Below are 24,791 nucleotides of genomic sequence, written 5' to 3'. Positions count from 1 at the left end.
CGCCGGCGCGGGCCGGCTGCGGCGGCGCCAGCGCGCGACGCAGGCCAGGCCGGCAAGCAGGCGCAAGCTCATCAGCGCGACGCCCAGCAACCAGGCCCAGGCCAGGCCCTGGCGCCAGGGCGTCTGCGTCGCCCAGCGATCGGGCTCCTCGGCCTGTTGCGACTGCACGGCGCCGTGGCTCTGGGCCTTGAGCGCGCCGCCGCCCCAGAGTGGCTGCGCCGCCGGTGTGGCCGGCGGGGTCTGCGCCTCGGCCCAGCGCGTACCGAACTGCAGCGCCGCCAGCAGCAGGCTCAGCAGCAGGGCCACGGCNACTGCACGGCGCCGTGGCTCTGGGCCTTGAGCGCGCCGCCGCCCCAGAGTGGCTGCGCCGCCGGTGTGGCCGGCGGGGTCTGCGCCTCGGCCCAGCGCGTACCGAACTGCAGCGCCGCCAGCAGCAGGCTCAGCAGCAGGGCCACGGCGCAGACCGCATAGCGCATACGGGCGGCGCTGTGGCGCAGCACATGCAGCAGCAGCGCGGCCAAGCCGCCCAGCACACTTAACTGCCACAGCAGCTGCAGCAAGGTGTCGCTGAGCGGCTGCACCCAGAGGGTCCAGCTCGTGCCGCTCATGAGCGCTTGCCTTTGCCGGCCGCATCGCCCTGGCTCAGCAGCTGCGCAATCTCGTCGCGCTCCTGCTGGTTGACCTGGGTCTTCAGCGCGGCCATCACCAGGGCCTTGCCGGAGCCGCCGAAGAGCTTGGAGACCATGTCCTTGAGCAGCTGCTGCTGCAGCTTGTGCTGCGCGTGGGCGGCCGCATAGACCTGCGGGCGCTGGCCCTCGTCGCGCGTCAGCAGGCCCTTGCTGTGCATCAGCTGCAGCTGGCGCAGCACATTGGCCTCGGTGATCTCGGGTCGCTCGAGCTTCAGCGCCTCATGCGCCTGGCGGGCCGTGCAAGCCCCTTCGCGCCAGATGACGCGCAGCAGATCCAGCTCGGCGGCGGTGGGTGTGGGGAGTGATGATGAATGAGCCATGCATTCAGAATAACTTTTCTAGAACTTATTGTCTAGAACTTTTATTCTGACTATGGCGCTACAAGGGGATCTCTGTCGTCGACAGCACCTGCTTGAGCACCATGAAGCTGCGGATCTGCCGCACCCCCGGCAGATAGAGCAGCTGCTCGGCATGCAGGCGGTTGAAGCTGTCGCTGTCCTTGGTGCGCAGCATCATGAAGTAGTCGAACTCGCCGGTCACGACATGGCATTCCATGCAGCCGGAAATCTTGGCGGCGGACTTCTCGAAGGCCGCGAAGGACTCCGGCGTCGAGCGGTCCAGCACCACGCCGATGATGACCAGCATGCCGGCATCCAGCGCCGGCGGGTCCAGCAGGGCCACGGTCGCGCGTATCAGCCCGGCGCGGCGCAGGCGCTCGACCCGGCGCAGGCAGGCCGGCGGGCTCAGATGCACCTTCTCGGCCAGCGCCACATTCGAGATCGAGGCGTCGCGCTGCAGCGCGCGCAACAGCGTCTTGTCGGTGCGATCCAGCGCGATCGCCTCCGGGGCCGCGAGCTTCGCCTGGCCACGAACTTTTGTTGTGCTCAATTCAATTCTCCAGCAATAGGAAGCCACATCAGTAGCAAACAGTCAGCAAGAAGTTTGCCATCCCATCAATCTTTGCAACCCTGTGAACAGGCATTCTTCCTAACATTCCCAGCGCAGCCAAGCTCTTCCCTCTCTCCCCGGAGTCTTCACATGAATCTGCAACGTTTCCCCCGCCACCCGCTGACCTTCGGCCCCTCGCCCATCCAGCCGCTGAAGCGACTGAGCGCCGCGCTCGGCGGCGAGGTCGAGCTCTATGCCAAGCGCGAGGACTGCAATAGCGGCCTGGCCTTTGGCGGCAACAAGACCCGCAAGCTGGAGTACCTGATTCCCGAGGCGATTGCCGGCGGCTACGACACCCTGGTCTCGATCGGCGGCATCCAGTCCAACCAGACCCGCCAGGTCGCGGCCGTCGCCGCCCATCTGGGCATGAAGTGCGTGCTGGTGCAGGAGAACTGGGTCAACTACTCGGACGCGGTTTACGACCGGGTCGGCAATATCGAGATGTCGCGCATCATGGGGGCCGATGTGCGGCTGGACGCGGCCGGCTTCGACATCGGCATCCGCCCGAGCTGGCAGCAGGCCATGGACGATGTCAAGGCGCGGGGCGGCAAGCCCTTCCCGATCCCGGCCGGCTGCTCCGAGCATCCCTACGGCGGCCTGGGCTTCGTCGGCTTCGCCGAGGAGGTGCGCGCGCAGGAAGCCGAGCTGGGCTTCAAGTTCGACTACATCGTCGTCTGCTCGGTGACCGGCAGCACGCAGGCCGGCATGGTGGTGGGCTTCGCGGCCGACGGCCGCGCCGACAAGGTGATAGGCCTCGACGCCTCGGCCAAGCCGGCACAGACCCATGCACAGATCCTGCGCATCGCGCAACACACGGCCGAACTGGTCGAGCTGGGCCGGCCCATTGTGGCCGCTGACGTGGTGCTGGACACCCGCTACGGCGGCCCCGAGTACGGCCTGCCCAGCGAAGGCACGCTGGAAGCGATACGCCTGTGCGCGCGCACCGAGGGCATGCTGACCGACCCGGTCTACGAGGGCAAGTCGATGCAGGGAATGATCGATAGGGTGCGCAAGGGCGAGTTCCCCGCAGGCTCGCGGGTGCTCTACGCCCACCTGGGCGGCGTCCCCGCATTGAACGCCTACAGCTTCCTCTTCCGCAACGGTTGACATCAGCAGACAGGAGCCCGCGCATGCACCCGACCGATGTCGACGAGGAACTTCAGGAATGGTGTGCGGCGCTGGACGGCCTGCTCGCCGCCTGGGGGCCGCATGAAGGCCGCGAACGCGCCGCCGCCCTGCTGGACGGCCTGCTGGCGCATGCGCGCCAGCAGCAGCTGCCCTGGCGGCCGGCGGCCGTCACGCCCTATCTGAACAGCGTGCCGCTGGCCCAGCAGCCGCCCTACCCCGGCGACCTGGCCATCGAGCAGCGGCTCTCGGCCATGCTGCGCTGGAACGCACTGGCGATGGTGGTGCGCGCCAATGCCGCGCACGGCGAGCTCGGCGGGCACATCGCCAGCTACGCCTCGGCGGCCGATCTGTTCGAGGTCGGCTTCCAGCATTTCTTCCGCGGCCCTGCAGCGCCGCAAGGCGCCGATCTGGTGTACTTCCAGCCGCATTCGGCGCCGGGCGTCTATGCCCGCGCCTTTCTGGAGGGCCGACTCGGCGAGGACGCGCTGCGCCACTACCGCCAGGAACTCAGCGCGCAGAAGCAGGGGATCCAGGGACTCAGCTCCTACCCCCACCCCTATCTGATGCCGGAGTTCTGGCAGTTCCCGACCGGGTCCATGGGCATAGGCCCGATCAATGCGATCTACCAGGCCCGCTTCATGCGCTACCTGGCCGACCGCGGCCTGCAGGCCACCGAGCAGCGCAAGGTCTGGGGCTTTTTCGGCGACGGCGAGATGGACGAACCGGAGTCGATCGCCGCGCTGACCCTGGCCGCGCGCGAGAACCTCGACAACTGCGTCTTCGTGATCAACTGCAATCTGCAGCGCCTGGACGGCCCGGTGCGCGGCAATGGCCGCATCGTCGACGAGCTCGAAGCACTGTTCGCCGGCGCCGGCTGGCATGTCCTCAAATGCCTGTGGGGCTCCGAGTGGGACGAGCTGCTCGCACGCGACGAGACCCATGCGATCGCACGGGCCTTCGCCCGCACCGTGGACGGCGAGTTCCAGACGCTCAGCGCCAACGACGGTGCCTTCAACCGCCGCAGCTTCTTCAGCCAGTCGCCCGAGCTGCAGGCCCTGGTCGCCCACCTGGCCGACGAGGACATAGACCGGCTGCGCCGCGGCGGCCATGACCCGGTCAAGATCCATGCCGCCTTCGCACGCGCCCGCGCCCATCGCGGCCAGCCCACCGTCGTGCTGGCCAAGACCATGAAGGGCTATGGCATGGGCACGGCCGGCCAGGGCCGCATGACTTCGCACCAGCAGAAGAAGCTCGGCACCGACGATTTGCTGGCCTTTCGCGAGCGCTTTGCGCTGCCGCTCAGCGACGCCCAGGTGGCCGAGGCGGCCTTCTACAAGCCCGCCGAGGACAGCGCCGAGATGCGCTATCTGCAGACGCGCCGCGCGGCGCTTGGCGGCTCTCTGCCGGCCCGCGCCACGCTGGCGCCGCCGCTGCCGGTGCCGGGTCTTGCCGAGACGGCCGGCTTCGCGCTGCAGGCCGACGGCAAGTCCATGAGCACGACCATGGCCTTTGTGCGCCAGCTGGCGGCACTGATCAAGGACCAGCGGCTGGGCCCGCGCATCGTGCCCATCGTCGCCGACGAGGCGCGCACCTTCGGCATGGCCAGCCTGTTCCGCCAGGTCGGCATCTACGCCCCCTTCGGCCAGCTCTACCAGCCCGAGGACGCCGGCTCGATGCTGGCCTACCGCGAGGACAAGAGCGGGCAGATCCTGGAGGAAGGCATCAGCGAGGCCGGCGCGCTGTCGTCCTGGACCGCGGCGGCCACCAGCTACTCGACGCACGGGCTGGCGATGCTGCCTTTCTACATTTTCTACAGCATGTTCGGCTTCCAGCGGGTCGGCGACCTGATCTGGGCCGCGGCCGACCAGCGCGCCCGCGGCTTCCTGATCGGCGCCACCGCCGGCCGCACCACGCTGGGCGGCGAAGGTCTGCAACACCAGGACGGCCACAGCCCGCTGTTCGCCTCCACCGTGCCGAACTGCCGCGCCTACGACCCGGCCTTCGCCGGCGAGCTGGCCCTCATCATCGACCACGGCATGCGCCGCATGCTGGAGCAGCAGGTCGACGAGTTCTACTACCTGACCGTCACCAATGAGAACGTCGTCAACCCCAGCCTGGCCGAGGCCGACCATGCCGGCGTGCTGCGCGGCATCTACCGGCTGCGCAGCGGCCCGGCCGCGCTGCCGCAGCGGGTGCAGCTGTTCGGCAGCGGCGCCATCATGGGCGAGGTGCTGAAGGCGGCAGCGCTGCTGGAGGAACAGCACGGCATCGCCGCCGATGTCTGGAGCGTCACCAGCTATGTCGAGCTGGCCCGCGAGGGCGCCGCGCAGGAGCGGCTGTGGCGCCAGGGCCTGAAGCCGGCCGTCGACAGCGCGCTGGAGCTGCAACTGCGCGCCAGCAGCGGCCCCATCATCGCCGCCAGCGACTATGTGCGCGCCCTGCCCGAGCTGGTGCGCGCCTATCTGCCGCCGGGGCGGCGCTATCTGTGCCTGGGCACCGACGGCTTCGGCCGCAGCGACTCGCGCGCCGAGCTGCGCGCGCATTTCGAGGTCGACGCCGCCGCCATCGTGCAGGCCAGCCTGCGCGCGGTCCAGGAAGTCTGCAAGGCCGAGAATGCCTGCGAGCAAAGCCGTCTGGCCGCGCTGGTGTCGATGGCGTCGACCTAGCGGTCCGGCGGCCCGGCCACGACACGGTCGCGCCCGCCTTCCTTGGCCCGGTAGAGCGCACCGTCGGCGGCCAAGATCAGCTGCGCCATCGTCATCGAGCGTGACGGGTCGACCATGGCCAGGCCGATGCTGACGCTGATGTGCGGGCCGGTGGAACAGCTTGAATGCTCGATGCCCAGCGCCGCGACCGCGGCCCGGGCGGCTTCGGCGGTGTGCCGGGCGCCCGTCAGGTCGGTGTCCGGCAGTATCAGCGCGAACTCCTCGCCGCCGTAGCGCGCGGCCATGTCCGCCGGCCGGCGGCAGCAGGCCTGCAGCGCTGCCGCCAGCCGTTTCAGGCACAGGTCGCCGGCGTGGTGGCCGTAGTGGTCGTTATAGGCCTTGAAGTGATCGACATCGATCAGCACCAGGGCCAGGGCTCTTTTGTGGCGCACCGCCACCGCCATCTGCTCGGCCAGATAGCGATCGAAGGCGCGCCGGTTCGCCAGCTCGGTCAGCCCATCCTGCTGCGACAGCTGCCAGAGCTGGTCGTTGGCCGCGCTCAGATCGGCCGACAGCCGCACCAGCCGCGCATAGTGCCGGGCGTTCTCGCTCAGGAGCACGATCAACAGGAAACCGGCCGCCAGCAGGCCGTAGATGCGGCCGGCATACCAGCCCAGGTCGTAGCGGCCGGTGTTCAGGATGGCCGCCAGCGCCAGGTCGAACAGCCACACGGTCATCACCACCAGCAGCCAGACATCGAGCACCGTGTGCGGCCGGCGCCGCCAGACCATGGCCAGCGCCAGCAGGCTCAGGGTCCAGACGCCCAGCAGGACGGCGCGCCCGGCAGCGGTGGTCCGGTCCCCTTGCAGAAACACCGGCAGGTGCTCGTGCCCTGCGGTCGCAAAAGCCGTGAATGCGGCCACGGTGGCCAGCACCAGCGCCACCATCAAAACGATGACCATCTGCGCCCGCAGGCGCCGCGCCCGGTTGAAGCTCGGCCGACCGGAGCCTCCCGCCTTGACCCTCGCATAGGCCATCACCATCAGCGGGAAGCCGCCATGCCAGAACATATACAGGGCCGAGGAGGTCTGCGGCCCCGAGCCCAGCAGGCCCGTCGCGGCGAACAGGCCCGGAAAGATCAGCGCATAGGCCGCGGTGGCGGCGGCGGTGAACAGATAGCCGCCGCCCAGGACCAGCAGTTCCAGCGACTGCAGGGCCCGGTACTGGCTGAACAGCAGCACCGCCGTGATCAGATCGCAGATCACCAGCGCGGTGACATAGATAGGGATGAAGGCGGGCAGCTTGGCCAGCGGCGTGGCGGCAAAAGGCAGGGCCGCCACGAAGACCATGGCCGAGAGGGCGATCAGGCCGAGCGCGGCGCGGAACTCGCGCGGCCCGGCCGGCTCGGTCGAGAGATGCCCCCAGAACTCGCGCGCCTGGCCTGGCTGCATAGGGCCACCGTTCAAATGTGACCACTCCCTGGTCGCTAGGCCTCAGTCTATGACGGTCGCGGCCGGCCGGGGCCCTCTTTTGATCCCTCTTGCAAGGGGTCAGCGGCGTGCGGCGAACGAGGTCAAGGCCTCGCCGGTCATGCGGCAGATGCGCCACTCGGGCAGCACGCTGGCACCCATCTTCTCGTAGAAGCGGATCGCGTCCTCGTTCCAGTCCAGCACGGTCCAGTCGAAGCGGCCGTAGTCGCGCTCGACGGCAATCTGCGCCAGGCGCTGCAGCAGGCCCTTGCCCAGGCCGCTGCGGCGATGCGCGGGCCGCACATACAGGTCTTCCAAGTAGAGCCCGGGCTTGGCCAGAAAGGTGCTGAAGTTGGTGAAGAACAGCGCGAAGCCCACCATCTCCCCGTCGATCTCGCCGACCAGGGCCTCGACCACCGGCTTCGGGCCAAACAGATGCGGGTGCAGCTTGTCGGCGGTCAGCTGCAGCATGTGCGTGAGGTTCTCGAACTCGGCCAGCTCGGCGATCAGGTCGGCGATGGCCGGCACATCGCCGCTCTGGGCGGGGCGTATCGTGTAGGTGCTCATGGCCGCATTGTCCACGCAGCTTGTCGCCGGGCCGACAGCCTGCCGGCACTGCTTGTCCTACAGTCGCCCGCATGATGCCCATCGCCTACACCGCACGCCGTCCGCACCGCAGCCAGTTCATCTCCTTGCGCGGCCTGCGCCACCACGTCCTGAGCTGGGGCCGGCCCGAGCTCGCGACCACCGAACGGCCCACGCTGCTGATGCTGCATGGCTGGATGGATGTGGGTGCCTCCTTCCAGTTCGTCGTCGATGCGCTGGCCGACGAGCGCCACATCATCGCGATGGACTGGCGCGGTTTCGGCCTCAGCGACAGCAGCGGCGCCGACAGCTACTGGTTCCCCGACTACCTGGGCGATCTCGACGCGCTGCTGGACGCCGTCGCGCCGGGCCAGGCGGTCGATCTGCTGGGCCACAGCATGGGCGGCAATGTGGTGATGAGCTATGCCGGCCTGCGGCCCGAGCGCATCCGCCGCCTGGTCAATCTGGAAGGCTTTGGCCTGCCCGAGACGCAGCCCGAGATGGCGCCGGCGCGCCTGATCGAGTGGCTGGACGATCTGAAGACGCCGCAACGCCTGAAGCACTATGACAGCCTCGCCGGCGTGGCCCAGCGCCTGATGAAGACCAACCCGCGCCTGGCCGCCGACAAGGCCGCCTGGCTGGCGCCACACTGGTCGCGGGAGCAGAACGGGCCCGAAGGCAAGACCTGGCACATTCTTGGTGATGCTGCCCACAAGCGCGCCAACCCTATCCTCTACCGCAAGGCCGAGATCCTGGCCTGCTGGGCTCGCATCAGCGCGCCGGTGCTCTGGGTCGAGGGCAGCGAGACGCAGATGAGCCAGTGGTGGGGCGACCGCTACCCGCGCGAGGACTTCGAGGCCCGGCTCGCCGCAGTGCCGCAGCTGCAGCGCGCGCGGCTGCAGGGCGCCGGCCATATGCTGCACCATGACCAGCCCGAGGCGCTGGCGGCGCGGCTGCAGGCCTTCCTGGACGCCGACTGACAGCCCAGGCTATTCTTCGCCCCATCAAAAAACTGCCACAGGCAGGGAGGATGGAGCGATGAAGAAGAGTTTCTGGCTGGGTGTGGCCCTCGCAGCCCTGTCCCTGGCGCAGGCGCCGGCCCGGGCGCAGCCGCCGCTGCCGCTGGAGCGCTTCTTCCAGCGCCCGGCCGTGCTGGACGCCAAGCTTTCGCCCTCGGGCAAGCGCCTGGCCATCACAACCTCGCGCGGCACCACACGCATAGGCCTGGTGGTCGTCGATCTGGAGGCTGAACCCAAAGGTCGGCGCGCGGCGCTTTTCTCCGACGCCGACATCGTGAACTTCGACTGGGTCGGCGACGAGCGCCTGGTCTTCAATGTGCTGGATCTGGAAGCCGGCAGCGGAGAGGATCAGCGTTATGCGCCGGGGCTCTACGCCGTCAACGCCGACGGCAGCGACTTTCGCCTGCTGGTGCGACGTCGGGGCCTGCCCTTCATCCGGGATGGCAGCAGCACGCGCGACACGGCCCTCGAATGGAACCATCTGCTGCTGCGGGTGCCATTGCCGCAGGATGGGGTCAGGCCCGACGAGATCGTGGTCGGAGAGATGAGCTTCTCCGGCCAGGAACTGCTCTCCATCACGCCGATGTGGCTCAATGTCCGCAACGGGCGCACCCGCTCCATGGGCCTGGGCGATGCACCGCGCAATGCCACCAGCTGGCTGTTCGACAGCAAGGGCCAGCCGCGCCTGGCGGGTGTACGCAGCCAAGGCCGCAGCAGCCTGCACTGGCGCGGCCCGGGCCAGGACTCATGGCGCCAGATCGTCGAGAGCGAGCTGCTGCGCGAGCCCTTCCAACCCAGCGTGGTCGACGACAGCGGCACGCTCTACATCACCCACCGCAGCGGTGCCGAGGGCTATGCGGTGCTGACACGCTATGACTTCGAGGCCGGCAAGCCGCAGACCCCGGCCCTGGTCTCCGCCCCGGGCTTCGATTTCAGCGGCAGCCTGGTGCTGGACCGCGCCGGTTCGCGGGCCCTGGGCGTGCGCGTCGAGACCGATGCCGAGCAGACCGTCTGGTTCGATCCGGCGATGAAGCGCATGCAGGCCCTGGCCGACGAACGCCTGCCGGGCCGCATCAACCGGCTCAGCTGCAGCCGCTGCGGCGCCGAGGACATGGTGCTGCTGGTGCGCTCCTTCGCCGACCGCGACCCGGGCCGACTCTGGATCTACGAGGCGGCAAGCCAGCGCTGGCAGGCGGTCAGCCGCATGCTCGACGACATCGATCCGCAGCGCATGGCCAGCGTGGCGCTGGAACGCATCAAGGCCCGCGACGGCCGCGATCTGCCGGTCTGGCTGACCCTGCCCGCCGGCGTCGAGCCGGGCAAGCCGGCACCGGCCGTGGTGCTGGTGCATGGCGGCCCCTGGGTGCGCGGTGGGCATTGGCGCTGGCAGGCGATGGAGCAGTTCCTGGCCTCGCGTGGCTATCTGGTGATCGCGCCGGAGTTCCGCGGCAGCAGCGGCTATGGCGAGGCCCATTACCGCGCCGGCTGGAAGCAATGGGGCCGGGCCATGCAGGACGATGTGGCCGACGCGCTGCTCTGGGCCCGCCAGCAAGGCCTGGCCAACCCCGAGCGCGCCTGCATCGCCGGCGCCAGCTATGGCGGCTACTCGACGCTGATGGGCCTGGTGCGCCACCCCGAGCTCTACCGCTGCGGCATCGCCTGGGTCGCGGTCACCGATCCTTTTCTATACCTCAAAGGCTCCTGGTGGGTGGACGACGACATCAGCGACCAGGGTCGCCGCCACATGCTGCCCGAGCTGGTCGGCGATGCCGAGAGGGACGCAGCGATGCTGAGCGCCGCCTCACCGCTGGTCCAGGCCCGGCACATCAAGGCGCCGCTGCTGCTGGCCTTCGGCGAGGCCGATCTGCGCGTGCCGCTGGCCCATGGCGAACGCCTGCGCAAAGCCCTGACCGAGGCCGGCCACCCGCCCGAATGGGTCACGTATGCCAACGAGGGCCACAGCTGGCGCCAGGTCTCGACCCAGGTGGATTTCGCCCGCCGCGTCGAGCGCTTTTTGGGCGAGCACCTGAACAAGCCCTGATCAGCGCTGCTGCGCCAGCCAGGCCGCCGCACCCTCGCCCGCGACGCGGCCGCTGGCCATGCTGGCCGTCAGCAGATAGCCGCCGGTGGGGGCCTCCCAGTCCAGCATCTCGCCCGCGCAGAACAGGCCCGGCAGGCTTTTGATCATCAGGCCCGCATCCAGGGCCTCGAAGCGTACGCCGCCGGCCGTGCTGATGGCCTCGGCCACCGGCCGGGCCGCGACCAGGGTCAGCGGCAGACGCTTCAGGCGCGCGGCCAGCACGGCCGGGTCGGCGTACTCGGCCTTGCCGAGCATCTCGTGCAGCAGGCCGGCCTTCAGGCCCTCGATGCCCAGCCGGCTTTTCAGATGGGTGGACAGCGAGCGCGGGCCGCGCGGACGCGCGACCTCGGCCGCGACAAAGGCCGCCTCGCGGTCCGGCAGCAGATCCAGATGGAGCGTGACCTGGCCGTGCTCGGCGATCTCGTCGCGCAGCAGGGCACTGGCCGCATAGATCAGCGAGCCCTCGATGCCGCTGGCGGTGATCACGAACTCGCCCTGGCGCTCGAAGCGTCGCCCGCCCGCGCCCTCGATATGTAGGGCCACCGGCTTGACCGGCAGGCCGGCAAAGCGCTCGGCAAACACGGCGCTCCAGCCCGGCCCGTCTGGATGTGCAGCGGTGGGGCCTACATCAAAACCGCAGTTGGCCGCGCGCAGCGGCGCGATCTCGACGCCGCGCGCACTCATCGCCTCGACCCAGGCCCCGTTCGAGCCCAGCTGCGGCCAGGAGGCCCCGCCCAGCGCCAGCACCACGGCATCGGCTTGCACTTGGCTCTCGCCCTCGGGGCCGGCAAAGCGCAGCGCGCCCTCATCGCCCCAGCCCAGCCAGCGTGAGCGCTGATGAAAGCGCACACCGGCCGCGCGCAGCCGCTGTAACCAGGCGCGCAGCAGCGGTGCGGCCTTCATATCGACCGGAAAGACCCGGCCCGAGCTGCCGACAAAAGTCTCGACGCCCAGGCCCTGCGCCCACTCGCGCAACGCCGGGCCATCGAGTCGCTTGAGCAGGGGGGCGATGGTCTCGGCGCGTTCGCCGAAGCGCGCCACAAAGGGCTCGAAGGCCTCGGAGTGGGTCAGGTTCAGCCCGCCCTTGCCGGCCAGCAGGAATTTGCGACCCACCGAGGGCATCGCGTCATGCACATCGACCGCGACACCGGCCGCCGCCAGCGCCTCGGCCGCCATCAGCCCGGCCGGGCCGCCACCGATCACAAGGGCGCGGCGCGGCGCGGCGGATAAGACGGGGGCTGTGGACATCAGGAGTGCGACCGGAAAACAGAAGGGGGAAGCGAGTGTGCCAGATCGCCAACGCGCCACGGCCACCGCCGCCCATTCCCGCCATTCCTTGCTTCATCGCAAAACCCTGCCGCTGCGGCCCCCGGCTCTCTAGCATGCGCCCGCACTCCTGCAAGTCCAGCCAGTCCATCGCGATGCAACAACACTCCCTGACCGTCAACGGGCGCGCCCTGCGCGTCGAAGCCGAGGCCGACAAACCCCTGCTGTGGGTCTTGCGTGAGGACCTGGGCCTGAGCGGCACCAAGTTCGGCTGCGGGGTCGCGCAGTGCGGGGCCTGCACCGTCCATGTGGAGGGGGCGGCGACGCGATGCTGTGTGCTGCCGGTGCAGGCCGTGGCCGGCCTGAAGATCACCACCATCGAGGGCCTGTCCAGCGACCGCAGCCATGCGCTGCAGCAGGCCTGGATCGCCCACCAGGTGCCCCAGTGCGGCTACTGCCAGAGCGGCATGCTGATGGCCGCCGCCGCGCTGCTGGCCGAGCACCCGCGCCCCAGCGACACCCAGATCGACGCCGCGATCACCAATCTGTGCCGCTGCGGCACCTATCCCCGCGTGCGCGCCGCCATCCACAGCGCGGCAGCGGCCATGGCAGGCCGGAGGGTCAGCCAATGAGCCCCGTCACAAGCAGTCGCCGCGGCTTTCTTCTGCGCTCCGGCTTCGCCGCCGGCGCCTGGACACTGGGTTTGATGCCGGCGCTGGCCGAGGCCAGCACCCGACCGACCGCGGCCGCGCCGCTCGGTTTCGACCGCGGCCTGCGCTTTGAGGCGAATGGCCGACTGACCGTACTGAGCCATGTGATCGAGATGGGCCAGGGCACGCAGACCAGCATCGGTCAGATCGCCGCCGAGGAACTGGATATGGCCCTGGACCAGATCAGCGTGGCCCAAGCCCCGGTGCGCCCCGAGTTCGCCAGCCCGGGCCTGTGGCCGGCCAACTACGCGACCTATGGCAGTTTCGGCCTGCCGCTGAGCCTGCGCGAGGTCGGTACGATTTGCGCGGCGGCGCGCAGCCTGCTGATCCAGGCCGCGGCCCAGCGCTGGGGCGTGGACCCGCAGGCCTGCCGCACCCGGGCGGCCCAGGTCTGGCATCCGGACGGCAGCCAGCGCCTGCCCTATACCCGGCTGCTGGAGCAGGCGGCCGGCCTGCCGCCGCCGGCCAAGCCGCAGCGCAAGCCGCGCGAGCAGTGGCAACTGCTGGGCCACAGCACGCCACGCCCGGACCTGCCGGCCAAGGTGGACGGCAGCGCCCGCTTCGGCATCGACGCGCGCCGGCCCGGCATGCTGGTGGCCACCTTGATGCATGCCCCCCGCTTCGGCGCCGAGCTGCTGGCGGTGGACGAAGCACCGGCCCTGGCCATCAAGGGGGTGCAGCGGGTCGTGCGGCTGCCGGGGGCGCTGGCCGTAGTGGCCAAGGGCTACTGGCAGGCCCTGCAGGGCCTGCGCGCGTTGCAGCCGCGCTGGAGCCCAGGCCCCCATGCCGGCACCGACAGCGCCGCGCTGCGCCAGGAGCTGCTGGCGGCGGCCGAGCGGGGCGCGGGGCTGAGCTTCGCCAAGTCCAACGACCCGGCCATAGACCCCGAGGCCGTGGCGCTCGAACTGGGCCGCGCCAAGCACTTGCTGGACCTGCGCTACGACGTTCCCTTTCTGGCCCACGCGACGATGGAGCCGATGAATGCGTTGGCCGAGGTCGGGCCGGACCGCGCCGAGCTCTGGCTGTCGACCCAGAGCGCCCAGGACACCCAGCATGGCGTGGCCAAGGCGCTGGGCCTGGCGCCGGACAAGGTCACGATCCACCCGTTGCTGATCGGTGGGGGCTTCGGCCGCCGGCTCGAGCACGGCTTCGCGGTCGAGGCGGCGCTGCTGGCCCGGGCCATGGGGCGGCCGGTGCAGCTGATCTGGTCGCGCGAGACCGATATGCGCGCCGGCGGCTACCGCCCGGCTGCCGCCGCGCGGGTGCGCCTGGCCCTGGGCGCGGATGGCCTGCCGACCGCACTGCGGGTCGACTGCGCCAACCCCTCGCTGCTGGAACACAGCCGGCTCAGCATCGGCCGAGATCCCACCGGCCTGGACTGGTCGGTGGGCATGGGCTGGCTGCACCATGACTATGCGCTGGGGCCCAAGCAGCTGGGCTGGACCCGGGTCGATGCCGGCGTGCCCTGCGGCTTCTGGCGCTCGGTCGGGGCCTCGCAGAATGTCTTCTTCCTGGAGTGCACGATAGACCGCGCCGCCAAGCTGGCCGGGCTTGACCCGCTGGTCTACCGGCTGCGCCTGCTGGCCGCCAAGCCGCAAACCCAGGCCTTGCTGAAGGCGCTGGCCGAACGCGCAGGCTGGGGTCAGGTCTTACCAAAGGGCCAATTCCGCGGTCTGGCGATGAGCGCCGGCAATGCGGCGCGCAGCGCCCACATCGTCCACATCTCGGTGCCGGCGCCGGGGCGCTTCCGGATCGAGAAGATCTATGCGGCGGTGGATGCCGGCGTGCTGATCAATCCGGATGCGGTCGAGGCCCAGCTGATGGGCGGCACCCTGTTCGGCCTGACGGCGGCCCTGGCCGGCGAGATCACGCTGAAGAACGGCGAGGTCCAGCAGGGCGGCTTCGACGACTATCCGCTGCTGACCCTGGCCCAGACACCGCCGCTGGATGTACTGGCCCTGGGCCTGGGGCAGCAGGCCATCGGGGTCGGCGAGGAAGGCCCGGCCTCGATAGGCCCGGCCCTGGCCAATGCCCTGTTCGCGGCCAGCGGTGTTGCGATCGAGCGGTTGCCGCTGAGCCGGGCCGGCTGGCAACTGGTCGCTTGAGAACCGGGGCTAGGAAGTCTGCAGCTCCAGGATGAAACGGCTGCCCTGGCCGGCCTGGCTCTCGACGCGGATCTGGCCGCCCATGCGCTCCATCAGCTGCTTGCTGATCACCAGGCCGATGCCGGTGCCCTGCTGCTCGCTGCGGCCCAGGCGGTTGAAGGGCTGGAACAGCTGGGCCAGCTGCTCGGCGCTGAGGCCCAGGCCGTTGTCGGCCACCTGGATCAGCAGGCCGCGCGCCGGCTCGGCCCAGGCCCGCACCTGGACCCACCCGCCGGGGCGGTTGTACTTGATCGCGTTGGACAGCAGGTTGTGCAGCACCTGCTCCAGCCGCACCGGATCGGCCTGGGCCAGCGGCAGCGGGGCCTCGTCCAGGCGCAGCTCGATGCCGGCCGAGGCAGCGGCCGGCCGGGCCAGTTCGACACAGCGGCGCAGCAGCGGGCCGGCCTGCAGCGGCAGCGGCGTCACCGCCAGGCTGCCGGACTCGATGCGCGACAGGGTCATCATGTCCTCGATCAGGATCAGCAGATGGCGGGCCGCCGCATCGATATGGCCGACGCGCTCGCGCTGCAGCGCGTCCAGCGGGTGCTGGGCGTCGCCGCCGAGCAGTTGGGCGAAACCCAGCACCGCGTTCAGCGGCGTGCGCAGCTCGTGGCTGGCCTGGGACATGAATTCGGTCTTGGCCTGGTTGGCGGCCTCGGCCAGCGCCCGGGCGTGGTCGGCAGCCTGCAGGCGCTGGCGCTCGGCCAGCTCAATGCGCAGCTGCTCGGTGCGCGCCACCACCTGGCGCTGCAGCGCCCGGTTCCACAGCAGCACCAGGCCGAGACCCAGCAGCACCAGGGCCAGCGCCGCGGCGGCGGCCAGCAGCAGGCGGCGCTGCCAGGGGCTGCGCTCGGCCTGCAGCGAGATCCAGCGGTCCACCATGGCCTGGCGCTCGGCCGCGTCGATGCGGGCCAGGGTCTTGTCGAGAATGCGGCCCAGCAGGGCCAGCTCGCGCCGGTAGCCTATGCCCAGCTCGTAGGCATAGCCGACATCGCCCTGCACGCGCAGATTGCCTATGCCCTCGCCGCGGATCTGGAAGGTGGCGCTGGCCAGGTCCATCACGGCCGCGTCGATCTCGCCACTGGCCAGCCGGCGCAGCATGCTTTTGTCGTCGGTCTCGACCTGCTGCGGGTTGTCGGGATAGCGTTGGCGCAGGAAGTCGGCCGCCGCAAAACCCTGGCCGACCGAGACCGGCTCGCCCGGCATCAGCGCCTGGCGCTCGCTGCCGACCCGGCGCAACAGCACCACCGGCACCGAAACATAGGGACGGGTGAAACCCATGAACTCGGCCCGCTCCGGCGTCTCGCGCAGCGACATCAGCAGGTCCAGCTCGCCGGCGCGCAGCGCCTCCATATTGCGGGCAAAGGGTTCTGGCGCGACAAACTCCAGCCGCAGGCCGCTGAGCTCGTTGAGGCGCGAGACATAGTCGACCGACAGGCCGCGCAAGCGCCCCTCGGCATCGACAAAGGTGAAGGGCCCGTAGCTGGGCGTGCTGGCGACCCGCAGCACCCGCTGCTGAGCAATCCAGGCGCGCTCCTCGGCCGTCAGCCAGGGTCTGTCCTCGGCCAGGGCCGCCAGTCCGCCAAGCAGCAGCCCGCCCAGCAGCATGAGCCGGGCGGCCAGAGCGAGAAAGGAAACAAGGGAGCGGACCTGCACGGCCCGATTGTGCGGCCCGAGGGCGCCGGTCGGCCAGGACCGCCGGTGTTCAGCGCCGCGCCAGCGGCAACAATGTCACGCCTGGCGCAGCGCCGCCTTCAGCTGCTGGCCCAGCTCGGGCTTGTCCTTGAAGGGGTCGGTCGGATTGCGCAGCTGCATCACATCCTCCATGCGGGTCTGCACACCGGCCAGCGAGCGCGGGTGGCTGAAGACATAGAAGCGCTCCTCGTCCAGCGCCGCGAACACCATGGCCGCGACCTCGGCGGCGGTGATCTTGCCGGAGGACACCGCCTTGTCGCTCATCGCCTGGCCGATCAGCTGGCTCTTCGTTGGCTTCGCCGAGGCCAGCTCGCCGGGCCGGTTGCGATGGCTTTGCGAGATGCCGGTGGGCACGAAGAAGGGGCACAGCACCGAGCAATGGATCTGCTCGGTCACCAGGGCCAGGTCTTGATAGAGGGTCTCGCTCAAGGACACCACCGCATGCTTGGAGACGTTGTAGACGCCCATATTCGGCGCATTGAGCATGCCGGCCATCGAGGCGGTGTTGACGATATGCCCCTCGTAAGACGGGTCGGCGGCCGCCGCCTCCAGCATCATCGGCGTGAACAGGCGCAGGCCATGGACCACGCCCATCAGATTGACGCCCAGCACCCAGTCCCAGTCGGCCAGGCTGTTCTCCCAGACCAGGCCGCCGGAACCGACGCCGGCATTGTTGAAGACAAAGTGCGGCGCGCCGAAGCGGGCCCGGACGGCGGCCGCCAGCGCCTCCATCTCGGCGGCCTTGGACACGTCGACCCGCCGCGCCAGCAGCGGGTGATCGCCGAACTCGGCCGCGGCCTTGTCCAGCGCATCGGCCTGCACATCGCAGAGCACCAGATTCATGCCGCGCGCGGCGGCCAGGCGCGCCACCTCCAAGCCGAAGCCCGAACCGGCGCCGGTGATCACGGCCGTGCGGCCCTGGTAAGTCTTCATGCCGGGTCTCCTGCTGCACGTCTCATATCGATATGGGCGATGCCGTCCTCGTCATAGGGCGCCGAGCTCGGCACGAAACCGAGGCTGGCGTAAAAGCCCTGCAGATGGGCTTGCGCGCCGATGTCAATGCCCTGCCCGGGCCACAGCCGCGCGCATTCGGCGATCGCCTGCTGCATCAGCGCCCGGCCCTGGCCGGCGCCGCGCGCGCTGCTGGCGGTGACGACACGGCCAATCATCGGCAGCGTCTGCTGCGGCCCTTTCAGCAGCGGCGGCAGCAGCCGCGCATAGGCCTTCAGCTCATCCTGCTCGCCACGCCCCTGCAGATGCCAGCACTGCGGGTCCAGGCCATCGGGGTCCAGATAGACGCAGCGCTGCTCCAGCACAAAGACCTGGGAGCGCAGCGCCAGCAGCTCGTACAGCCTGCCCGCGTTGAGCGCCTCGAAGCGAGCGCAATGCCAGCGCATCGCCATCAGATCAGCTTGACCAGCTGCTTGCCGAAGTTCTTGCCCTTCAGCAGGCCCAGAAAGGCCTCGGGCGCTGCATCCAGGCCCTGGGCCACCGACTCGCGGTACTTCAGCTTGCCGGTGGCCACCAGGCCGCCCAGCTCCTTCAGCGCCTCGGGCCAGAGCTCCATATGCTCGCTGACGATGAAGCCCTCGATCTTCATCCGGTTGACCAGGATCAGCTGGGGCGCGCTCATAGGAATGGGCTCGCCGTTGTAGCCGGAGATCATGCCGCACATCGCGATGCGGCTGAAGGCGTTCGCACGCAGCATCACCGCGTCCAGAATCATGCCGCCGACGTTCTCGAAATAGCCGTCGATGCCATTCGGGCAGGCCGCCTTCAGCGCGGCCGACAGGCTCTTGACGTCACGGTGCTGCTTGTAGTCGATGCACTCGTCAAAGCCCAGCTCCTCGACCACCTGGCGGCATTTGTCCGGGCCGCCGGCGATGCCCACCGCACGGGCGCCGCGCACCTTGGCCAGCTGGCCCACCGCGCCACCGACCGCACCGCTGGCAGCGCTGACGACGACGGTCTCTCCGGCCTTGGGGTTGATGATCTTGACCAGGCCATACCAGCCGGTCACGCCGGGCATGCCTACCGCGCCCAGATAGGCCGACAGCGGGATGTGGCTGGTGTCCACCTTCTGCAGCACGCCGCGCTGGCTGGCGTCGACCAGCTGGTACTCCTGCCAGCCGCCCATGCCGACCACCTTGTCGCCGGGCTTGAAGGCGGCGTTCTTCGACTCGACCACCTCGCCGACCGTGCCGCCAATCATCACCTCGTTCAGCGGCTGCGGCTGGGCATAGCTCTTGCCCTCGTTCATGCGGCCGCGCATATAGGGGTCCAGGCTCAGGTAGTGGTTGCGCACCAGCACCTGGCCCTCGGCCAGCGCCGGCAGCGCCACCTCGACCAGCTTGAAGTTGTCGGTGCTCGGCTCGCCCTGCGGGCGCGACGCGAGTTGAATCTGGCGGTTGATGGTCATGGCGGGCTCCTCGAATGCAAGAGCGCCGATTGAATCACGGACGCTCGGACCTCGGGCGTCTCATGGGTGACAAAAAAGAACGGTCGTTCGATTCCGCTCAAGCGGCCGCATAGGGCTCGCGCAGGCGCTCGCCCTCGTCGATGCGCAGGCGCCGCCCCAGCGCCGGAAAGGCGCGCTGGGCGCAGCCCTGGCGCTCGCAGAGCTTGCAGCCAGGGCCTATCGGCGTGGCGCTGTCCGGGTCGCTCAGATCCAGGCCCTGGGCATAGACCAGCTGGGCCGCGTGGCGGATGTCCACACCCAGGCCGATCGAGAAGCTGCGCGCTGGTGAACGGTAGCCGCCGCTCTGGCGGCGCTCGCTGCGCGCAATCCACAGATAGCGGCGGCCATCGGGCATCGCGGCCAGCTGGGTCAAGACCTGAGCCGGCTGGGCAAAGGCTTCGTAGACCGTCCACAGCGGGCAGGTGCCGCCGCTGCGCGAGAAATGGAAATCGGTGGCCGACTGGCGCTTGGAGATATTGCCGGCGCGGTCGACCCGCACAAAGAAAAACGGCAGGCCGCGTGCCTGCGGGCGCTGCAGGGTCGAGAGCCGGTGGCAGACGGTCTCGAAGCTGACGCCAAAGCGCTGGGCCAGCAGCGCGATGTCGTAGCGCAGCGCCTGGGCCGCCGCCAGGAAGCGGCCATAGGGCAGGACCAGGGCGCCGGCGTAATAGCTGGCCAGGCCGATGCGGGCCAGGGCCTTGGCCTCGCCACTGGCGAAGCGGCCCTCATCGGCGGTCGCCTGTATCAGCGACTCGGCCTCCAGATAAGCCAGCTGGGTGGCCAGCTGGAAGGCGCGCTGGCCGGGTGTCGCGCCGTCGCCGAGCTGCAGCAGGCGCCGGGCCGGCTCGTAGCGGCGCACTGGCGCCTGCTCGGCGCTCAGGGTCTGGACGCTGACGCGGTGCCGCGTCGCCAGGCGCGCTTCCAGCAGCGCCGCCAGGTCGGCGCCCGGCGGCCCCTCGGCCAGCAGCTGTTCATGGCAGGCCTCGGCGGCCTCGTCAAGCGCGGCCATGTAGTTGTGACGTGCATAGAAGAAATCGCGCACCGCCTCATGCGGCTGCTGGCCCGGCAGCTGCTCCTCGCCGCGCTCGCCGAGGCCGACGGCCAGCGTGGCGATGCGCTCCTCGGCGGCCCGGGCCCGGCCATGCAGCCGTATCAGCAACTGCGACAGCCCCGGCATCTGCTGCGCCAGCGTGCGCAACTCGGCATCCGGCACCCCTTCCGGCAGGGCGGTCTCGGCCACGATCTCGTGCAGCTGCGCGGTCAGGCGCGCCTCGTCGTCCTCGGAGAAGAACTGCAGATCCACGCCCAGCGCCGACTGCAGGCGCAGCAGCACCGGCACGGTCAGCGGGCGCTGGTTGTTCTCCAGCTGGTTCAGATAGCTGGGCGACAGCGCCAGCGCCTGGGCCAGCGCCGCCTGGGTCAGGCCGCGCTGCTCGCGCAGCGTCTTCAGCTTCACACCGAGAAAGGTCTTGCGCACCGTCATTCACCTTCGCAAACATTGCAAATTTAGCCAGATCACATCGCAAACATTGGCCAGTTCAGCTCTTGTTGCCAGCATACCCAAATGCAAATATTGCGAATATCAAAACCCCGGAATCCCCCATGAATGACTGGATCAGCGGCCTGGCTGCAACACCGACCAAGGCACTGCGACTGACCGAGTTGGTGCTGCCGGCCCAGGCCAACCACTACGGCACGCTGTTCGGCCCGCAGGCCCTGGCCCTGCTGGGCAAGACCGCCTACCTCGCAGCGGCCGGTTTCGCGCAGCAGGCGGTCGTGATGGCCGGCGCCTCGCGCATCGACTTCATCGCCCCGGTGCCGGTGGGCGCCCTGCTGCATCTGCATGCCCGGGTCAGCCGGGTCGGCCGCAGCTCGCTGACGGTCGAGGTACGGGCCGCGCTGGACGCGGCACCGGGCACGCGGCCCGGCGAGGTGCTGCGCGGCAGCTTCGAGATGGTGGCCGTGGATGCGCAGGGCCGCCCCAGCGCGCTGCGGGCCCGGCAGCGGCAAGCGGTGCCGGAAGCCCTGACGCGCTGAGGACGGGGCGCGCAGCCAGAGCCCGCCGGTGCGGCGACCCTGTCGAGGCAGCCGCTGCGTTCAAGACAGCGCCGCCGCCGATCGACACCATGGGCGCTCCTGAACCCTGTGGAGCGTCCTGTGAATTTTCTGTTGCTCAAGCGGATCTATGCACCGCTGATGCTGATCGGCTGGAATGCCGCCGCGCTGACCCTGGTGATGCGGGGCGGGCCCGGCATCGCGCTGCTGCCCCTGCTGCTCGGCGCGGTGGCCTGCTCCTTTCTTGCCGAGCGCTGGATCCCTTATGAGCCGCGCTGGAACCAGGCGCATGGCGACCGCTGGCGCGACACCGCCCATGCCCTGGTGAACGAGGGCCTGAGCCTGATGGGCGTGCTGGCCATTCCGCTGCTGGCCGCGCTTCGGCCGTGGCCCTCGATATGGCCGACGGACTGGCCGCTGGCCCTGCAATGGCTGCTGGCCCTGCTGGTGGCCGATGCCGGCATCACGCTGACGCATTGGGCCAGCCACCGCCTGCCGTGGCTGTGGCGCTTTCATGCGGTTCATCATTCGGTCGAGCGTCTGTACGGCTTCAACGGGCTGATGAAGCACCCGGTGCATCTGGCCATCGAAACCGCGGCCGGCACGGCGCCGCTGTTGCTGCTGGGCATGCCTCAGCAGGTGGCGGCCTTGCTGGCCTTCTCGGTGGCGCTGCAATTGCTGCTGCAGCATGCCAATGTCGATATGCGCATCGGCGCGCTGCGACACCTGCTGGCGCTGGCGCCGGTGCACCGCTTTCACCATCTCAAATGGGTCGGGACCGGCGATGTGAACTTCGGCCTGTTCACGACGCTGTGGGACCGCCTGCTGGGCAGCGCCCACGACGAGCCGGGCCGCCGCTTCCGGCCCGGGGACTTCGGCATCGGCACCGCGCCCGACTATCCGAAAAGCTATCTGGCGCAGCTGCTGGCGCCCTGGCGCTAGGCCCGGATCTGCGAGGCCGTGACGCCGAACATCGCCTTCAGCGTGCGGGCCAGATGGGCGGCATCGGCAAAGCCGGCCTGATGGGCCGCCGCCGTGGCGCCCTGCCCGGCGGCCAGGGCCTGGCCGGCCAGCCGCAGCCGGCGCCACAGCACATAGCGCTTGAAGGGCAGACCCGATGCCTGCGCGAAGCGATGGCGCAGATGCTCGCTCGACAAGCCCATATACGCGGCCAGATCGCCCAGCGCCAGCCGACCGTCGCCCAGGCGCTGCTCGATGAAGCCGCAGGCGCGCGCCAACCATTCGCCATCGGCGCGATCGGCGCCATCGGGCTCGCGCCGGACCAACCAGCGCTGCCAGAAGGAGGCTTGCTGGGTCGGCGTTGCCGGCTCGCTCAGGCACAGCGCATGGGCCAGCGCCGTCTCGAAGCCGGCCGGCAGAATCGATTGGGCCAGCACCTGGCTGGCCGGCACCCAGGGCTCCAGAAACACCAGGGTCACATCAGCGCCCAGGGGCAGGCGATGCCATTGCATCGGTTCGATCAGCACGCAGGCCGCTTCGCAACGCCGGCCGTGCCGGTCCTCCACCATCGCCAGGCCTTGCCGGGGCAGCACCGCCTGCGCCGCCGTGTGCCGGTGCAGCAGGCTGTCACCGGCCACGCCACGCCAGACCGCGCAGGCCGGGGCAATCGCCAGCCCACCCTGCCAATGCTGCGGCCGCCGCGATGCGCTGCCCTCCCTAATCACAGCAGACTCACGCCCGGCAGGTTCAGCAGCGAGGTCTCGCGCATGATGCGCACGAAGTCCGCGAGAAAGGGTTTGCGGGCCAGGGCCTCGGTGCTGACCGCATAGAGCCTGCCGGTCAGCCCGGCCTCGCCGATGCGCTGGCGCGCCAGATAGCCGCGCGCCAGATAGCTCTCGACCGCCCACAGCGGCAGCGCCGCCAGGCCGCGGCCGCTGGCCACCAGCTGCAGCATCGCCACGGTCAGCTCGGTGCTGCGCCGCGGCGGCGTCACGCCGGCCGGGGCCAGCACGCGCCGCACCAGGTCCAGCATCTCGTCGGGCACCGGGTAGGTGATCAGCGTGTGCGGCGCGAAGTCCTGCGCCTCCAGCCAGGGCCGGGCCAGCAGCTCATGGCCCTTGGGCAAGAGGGCCACGATCTCGAAGCTGAACAGCGGATGCACGGCCACGCCTGACTCGTCGGCATCGACCTCGGAGACGATGGCCAGCTCGGCGCGGTCCTGATGCAGCAGGCCCACCGGGTCGGCATGGAAGCCCGAGACGATATCGAGCTCGACCTCGGGCCAGCGGGCGCGGAAGGCGTCCATCGCCGGCATCAGCCAGTCGAAGCAGGTATGGCATTCGACCGCGATGCGCAGCGTGCCGGCCGAGCCGTCCACCAGACGCCGCACCTCCCGCTCGGCCTCGTCGACCAGGGGCAGCACCGCATCGGCCAGGCGCAGCAGGCGCTGGCCGGCCGCGCCAAAGACCAGCGGGCTGGACTTGCGCTCGAACAGGCCGATGCCGTAGTGCGCCTCCAGGCCCTTCAGCTGATGCGACAGCGCCGACTGGGTCAGGTTCAGCAGCTGGGCCGCGCGCGACAGATTGCCGGCCTCGCGCAGGGCCAGCAGGGTCTTCAGATGGCGCAGTTCAAGCAGCGAGTTCATGGCCTGGTGCATGAATGACATTCAGAGTCATCACAAGAAAGTTTCGTTTGAATCATAGAGCCGGTTTGCCGATGATGACGAATCAAATTCACCGTCACCACAAATAACATGATCAAGACTCATATTCTCGGCTTTCCGCGCATGGGCGCGCAGCGCGAGCTGAAGCAGGCGCTGGAGCGGCATTGGCGCGGCGAGATCGATGCGCAGGCGCTGGAAGCCACCGGCCGGGCCTTGCGCCAGCGGCATTGGGCGCTGCAGATCAAGGCCGGCCTGGCCTTTGTGACGGTGGGCGACTTCGCCTACTACGACCAGATCGCCAACCATATCCAGCTGTTCGGCTGCGAGCCGGCGCGCTTCGGCTTCTCGGGGCAGGAGGCGCCGCTGCAGCGCTATTTCACGATGGCGCGCGGCATCGCGCCGACCCAGGGCCACGAGGGCTGCACCCACGCCCCGGCCGAGACCTTCGCGCTGGAGATGACCAAATGGTTCGACAGCAACTACCACTACCTGGTGCCCGAGTTCGATGCCCAGACCCGGTTCAGCCTGCAGGCCGAGCGATTGCTGGCCGAGGTCGACGAGGCGATCGCGCTGCCGGCGGCGGTCAAGGTCGTGCTGCTGGGCCCCGTCAGCCTGCTGTGGCTGGGCAAGTCCAAGCAGGCCGGCTTCGATCGCCTGGACCTGCTGGAGCGCCTGCTGCCGGCCTATGCCGAGCTGCTGAACCGGCTGGCGGCGCGCGGCGTCAGCTGGGTGCAGCTGGACGAGCCGGTGCTGGGGCTGGATCTGGACCAGCCCTGGCAGGACGCGCTGCGCCGGGCCTATGAGGCGCTGGCGCGCAGCGAGCAGCAGATCCTGCTGGCGAGCTACTTCTCGCCGCTGCAGAGCAATCTGGCGCTGGCCTGCGAGCTGCCGGTGGCCGGCCTGCATATCGATGCGGTGCGCGCGCCCGAGGAGGTCTTCGCGGTGGCGCGCCAACTGCCGCGCGAGCGCGAGCTGTCGGTAGGCATCATCGACGGCCGCAATATCTGGCGCAGCAATCTCGATCAGGCCCTGGCCCTGCTGCGCGAGCTCAAGGAGCTGCGCGGCGGCCGGCTCTGGATCGCGCCGTCCTGCTCGCTGCTGCATGTGCCCTTCAGCCTGCGCGAGGATGCCGCGCTCGACCCCGAGCTGCAGAGCTGGCTGGCCGGCGCGGTCGAGAAGCTCGATGAGCTGCGCGTGCTGGAGCGCGCGCTCTGGGGCGACCAGGCCAGTGTCGCCGCCGAGCTGGCCGATGCCCGCGCGGCCCTGGCGGCGCGCCA

At 69.8% G+C, this 24,791-nt stretch carries 21 protein-coding genes and 1 pseudogene; 9 read left to right on the top strand and 13 right to left on the bottom strand.

The window, feature by feature from the left end:
- From PO768_RS20240 to PO768_RS20230, 3 genes are all read right to left on the bottom strand, one after another.
- A partial coding sequence (locus PO768_RS20240; RefSeq protein ID WP_272647493.1) for a hypothetical protein occupies nt 1-306 on the bottom strand: 306 nt, incomplete at its 3' end.
- A 298-nt stretch (nt 307-604) separates the two neighbouring features.
- Nucleotides 605-1,009: a BlaI/MecI/CopY family transcriptional regulator gene (locus PO768_RS20235; protein ID WP_272647492.1), complete on the bottom strand. Its 405-nt coding sequence runs from the start codon at nt 1,007-1,009 to the stop codon at nt 605-607.
- Nucleotides 1,010-1,067: 58 nt separating this feature from the next.
- Nucleotides 1,068-1,577, bottom strand: coding sequence for an Lrp/AsnC family transcriptional regulator (locus PO768_RS20230; RefSeq protein ID WP_262969763.1), 510 nt, complete (start codon nt 1,575-1,577; stop codon nt 1,068-1,070).
- 150 nt (nt 1,578-1,727) lie between these two features.
- Between PO768_RS20230 and PO768_RS20225 the strand changes: the two genes are divergently transcribed.
- On the top strand, nt 1,728-2,744 hold the full coding sequence (locus PO768_RS20225) for a 1-aminocyclopropane-1-carboxylate deaminase (RefSeq protein ID WP_272647491.1): 1,017 nt from the start codon (nt 1,728-1,730) through the stop codon (nt 2,742-2,744).
- Between the two features lie 23 nt (nt 2,745-2,767).
- Complete coding sequence (gene mdeB / locus PO768_RS20220; protein WP_272647490.1) at nt 2,768-5,431, top strand: alpha-ketoglutarate dehydrogenase; 2,664 nt, start codon at nt 2,768-2,770, stop codon at nt 5,429-5,431.
- Here the strand turns inward: mdeB and PO768_RS20215 are convergent.
- Together PO768_RS20215 and PO768_RS20210 are read right to left on the bottom strand one after the other, a co-directional pair.
- Nucleotides 5,428-6,861 carry a sensor domain-containing diguanylate cyclase gene (locus PO768_RS20215; RefSeq protein ID WP_272647489.1) on the bottom strand — a complete coding sequence of 478 codons (1,434 nt, stop codon included), beginning with the start codon at nt 6,859-6,861 and terminating at the stop codon, nt 5,428-5,430. The genes mdeB and PO768_RS20215 overlap by 4 nt on opposite strands.
- A gap of 99 nt (nt 6,862-6,960) precedes the next feature.
- Entirely contained in the window at nt 6,961-7,446 is a 486-nt protein-coding gene (locus tag PO768_RS20210; RefSeq protein WP_272647488.1) for a GNAT family N-acetyltransferase, read from the bottom strand.
- 71 nt (nt 7,447-7,517) lie between these two features.
- On the opposite strand from PO768_RS20210, the gene PO768_RS20205 reads away from it, so the two are divergent.
- Nucleotides 7,518-8,444 carry an alpha/beta fold hydrolase gene (locus tag PO768_RS20205; RefSeq protein ID WP_272647487.1) on the top strand — a complete coding sequence of 309 codons (927 nt, stop codon included), beginning with the start codon at nt 7,518-7,520 and terminating at the stop codon, nt 8,442-8,444.
- Nucleotides 8,445-8,502: 58 nt separating this feature from the next.
- On the top strand, nt 8,503-10,524 hold the full coding sequence (locus PO768_RS20200) for an alpha/beta hydrolase family protein (RefSeq protein WP_272647486.1): 2,022 nt from the start codon (nt 8,503-8,505) through the stop codon (nt 10,522-10,524).
- Here PO768_RS20200 and PO768_RS20195 read toward each other — a convergent pair whose 3' ends face one another.
- Nucleotides 10,525-11,811: a TIGR03862 family flavoprotein gene (locus PO768_RS20195; protein WP_272647485.1), complete on the bottom strand. Its 1,287-nt coding sequence runs from the start codon at nt 11,809-11,811 to the stop codon at nt 10,525-10,527. It abuts the gene before it with no gap.
- A 173-nt stretch (nt 11,812-11,984) separates the two neighbouring features.
- Between PO768_RS20195 and PO768_RS20190 the strand changes: the two genes are divergently transcribed.
- Together PO768_RS20190 and PO768_RS20185 are read left to right on the top strand one after the other, a co-directional pair.
- Nucleotides 11,985-12,461, top strand: a complete 477-nt coding sequence (locus tag PO768_RS20190; RefSeq protein ID WP_272647484.1) for a (2Fe-2S)-binding protein — start codon at nt 11,985-11,987, stop codon at nt 12,459-12,461.
- Entirely contained in the window at nt 12,458-14,644 is a 2,187-nt protein-coding gene (locus PO768_RS20185; RefSeq protein WP_272647483.1) for a xanthine dehydrogenase family protein molybdopterin-binding subunit, read from the top strand. The genes PO768_RS20190 and PO768_RS20185 overlap by 4 nt, the downstream gene beginning before the upstream one ends.
- Nucleotides 14,645-14,653: 9 nt before the next feature.
- Here the strand turns inward: PO768_RS20185 and PO768_RS20180 are convergent, their stop codons facing one another.
- From PO768_RS20180 to PO768_RS20160, 5 genes are all read right to left on the bottom strand, one after another.
- A complete protein-coding gene (locus PO768_RS20180; RefSeq protein ID WP_272647482.1) occupies nt 14,654-16,339 on the bottom strand; it encodes an ATP-binding protein in 1,686 nt (561 codons plus the stop codon).
- 75 nt (nt 16,340-16,414) lie between these two features.
- Entirely contained in the window at nt 16,415-17,311 is an 897-nt protein-coding gene (locus PO768_RS20175) for an SDR family oxidoreductase (protein WP_137944601.1), read from the bottom strand.
- Nucleotides 17,308-17,781, bottom strand: coding sequence for a GNAT family N-acetyltransferase (locus PO768_RS20170; protein WP_272647481.1), 474 nt, complete (start codon nt 17,779-17,781; stop codon nt 17,308-17,310). The genes PO768_RS20175 and PO768_RS20170 overlap by 4 nt, the downstream gene beginning before the upstream one ends.
- Entirely contained in the window at nt 17,781-18,797 is a 1,017-nt protein-coding gene (locus PO768_RS20165) for an NADP-dependent oxidoreductase (RefSeq protein ID WP_262969774.1), read from the bottom strand. The genes PO768_RS20170 and PO768_RS20165 overlap by 1 nt, the downstream gene beginning before the upstream one ends.
- A gap of 97 nt (nt 18,798-18,894) precedes the next feature.
- Nucleotides 18,895-20,313, bottom strand: a complete 1,419-nt coding sequence (locus tag PO768_RS20160; protein WP_272647494.1) for a short-chain fatty acyl-CoA regulator family protein — start codon at nt 20,311-20,313, stop codon at nt 18,895-18,897.
- A 125-nt stretch (nt 20,314-20,438) separates the two neighbouring features.
- Here PO768_RS20160 and PO768_RS20155 point away from each other — a divergent pair, with 125 nt between their 5' ends.
- Together PO768_RS20155 and PO768_RS20150 are read left to right on the top strand one after the other, a co-directional pair.
- Nucleotides 20,439-20,873, top strand: coding sequence for an acyl-CoA thioesterase (locus tag PO768_RS20155; protein ID WP_272647480.1), 435 nt, complete (start codon nt 20,439-20,441; stop codon nt 20,871-20,873).
- Between the two features lie 120 nt (nt 20,874-20,993).
- Nucleotides 20,994-21,833, top strand: a complete 840-nt coding sequence (locus PO768_RS20150; RefSeq protein WP_272647479.1) for a sterol desaturase family protein — start codon at nt 20,994-20,996, stop codon at nt 21,831-21,833.
- On the opposite strand, the gene PO768_RS20145 is transcribed toward PO768_RS20150, so the two are convergent.
- Entirely contained in the window at nt 21,830-22,576 is a 747-nt protein-coding gene (locus PO768_RS20145) for a helix-turn-helix transcriptional regulator (RefSeq protein WP_272647478.1), read from the bottom strand. The genes PO768_RS20150 and PO768_RS20145 overlap by 4 nt on opposite strands.
- Nucleotides 22,573-23,496 carry a LysR family transcriptional regulator gene (locus PO768_RS20140; protein WP_137944596.1) on the bottom strand — a complete coding sequence of 308 codons (924 nt, stop codon included), beginning with the start codon at nt 23,494-23,496 and terminating at the stop codon, nt 22,573-22,575. The genes PO768_RS20145 and PO768_RS20140 overlap by 4 nt, the downstream gene beginning before the upstream one ends.
- A 108-nt stretch (nt 23,497-23,604) precedes the next feature.
- Between PO768_RS20140 and PO768_RS20135 the strand changes: the two are divergent.
- Nucleotides 23,605-24,791, top strand: a pseudogene (locus PO768_RS20135) (5-methyltetrahydropteroyltriglutamate--homocysteine S-methyltransferase); the annotation flags it as partial.

It is taken from the genome of Paucibacter sp. XJ19-41 (assembly GCF_028462495.1).
Lineage (GTDB): Bacteria > Pseudomonadota > Gammaproteobacteria > Burkholderiales > Burkholderiaceae_C > Roseateles_E.
This window is presented reverse-complemented; position numbering and strand designations above follow the sequence as displayed.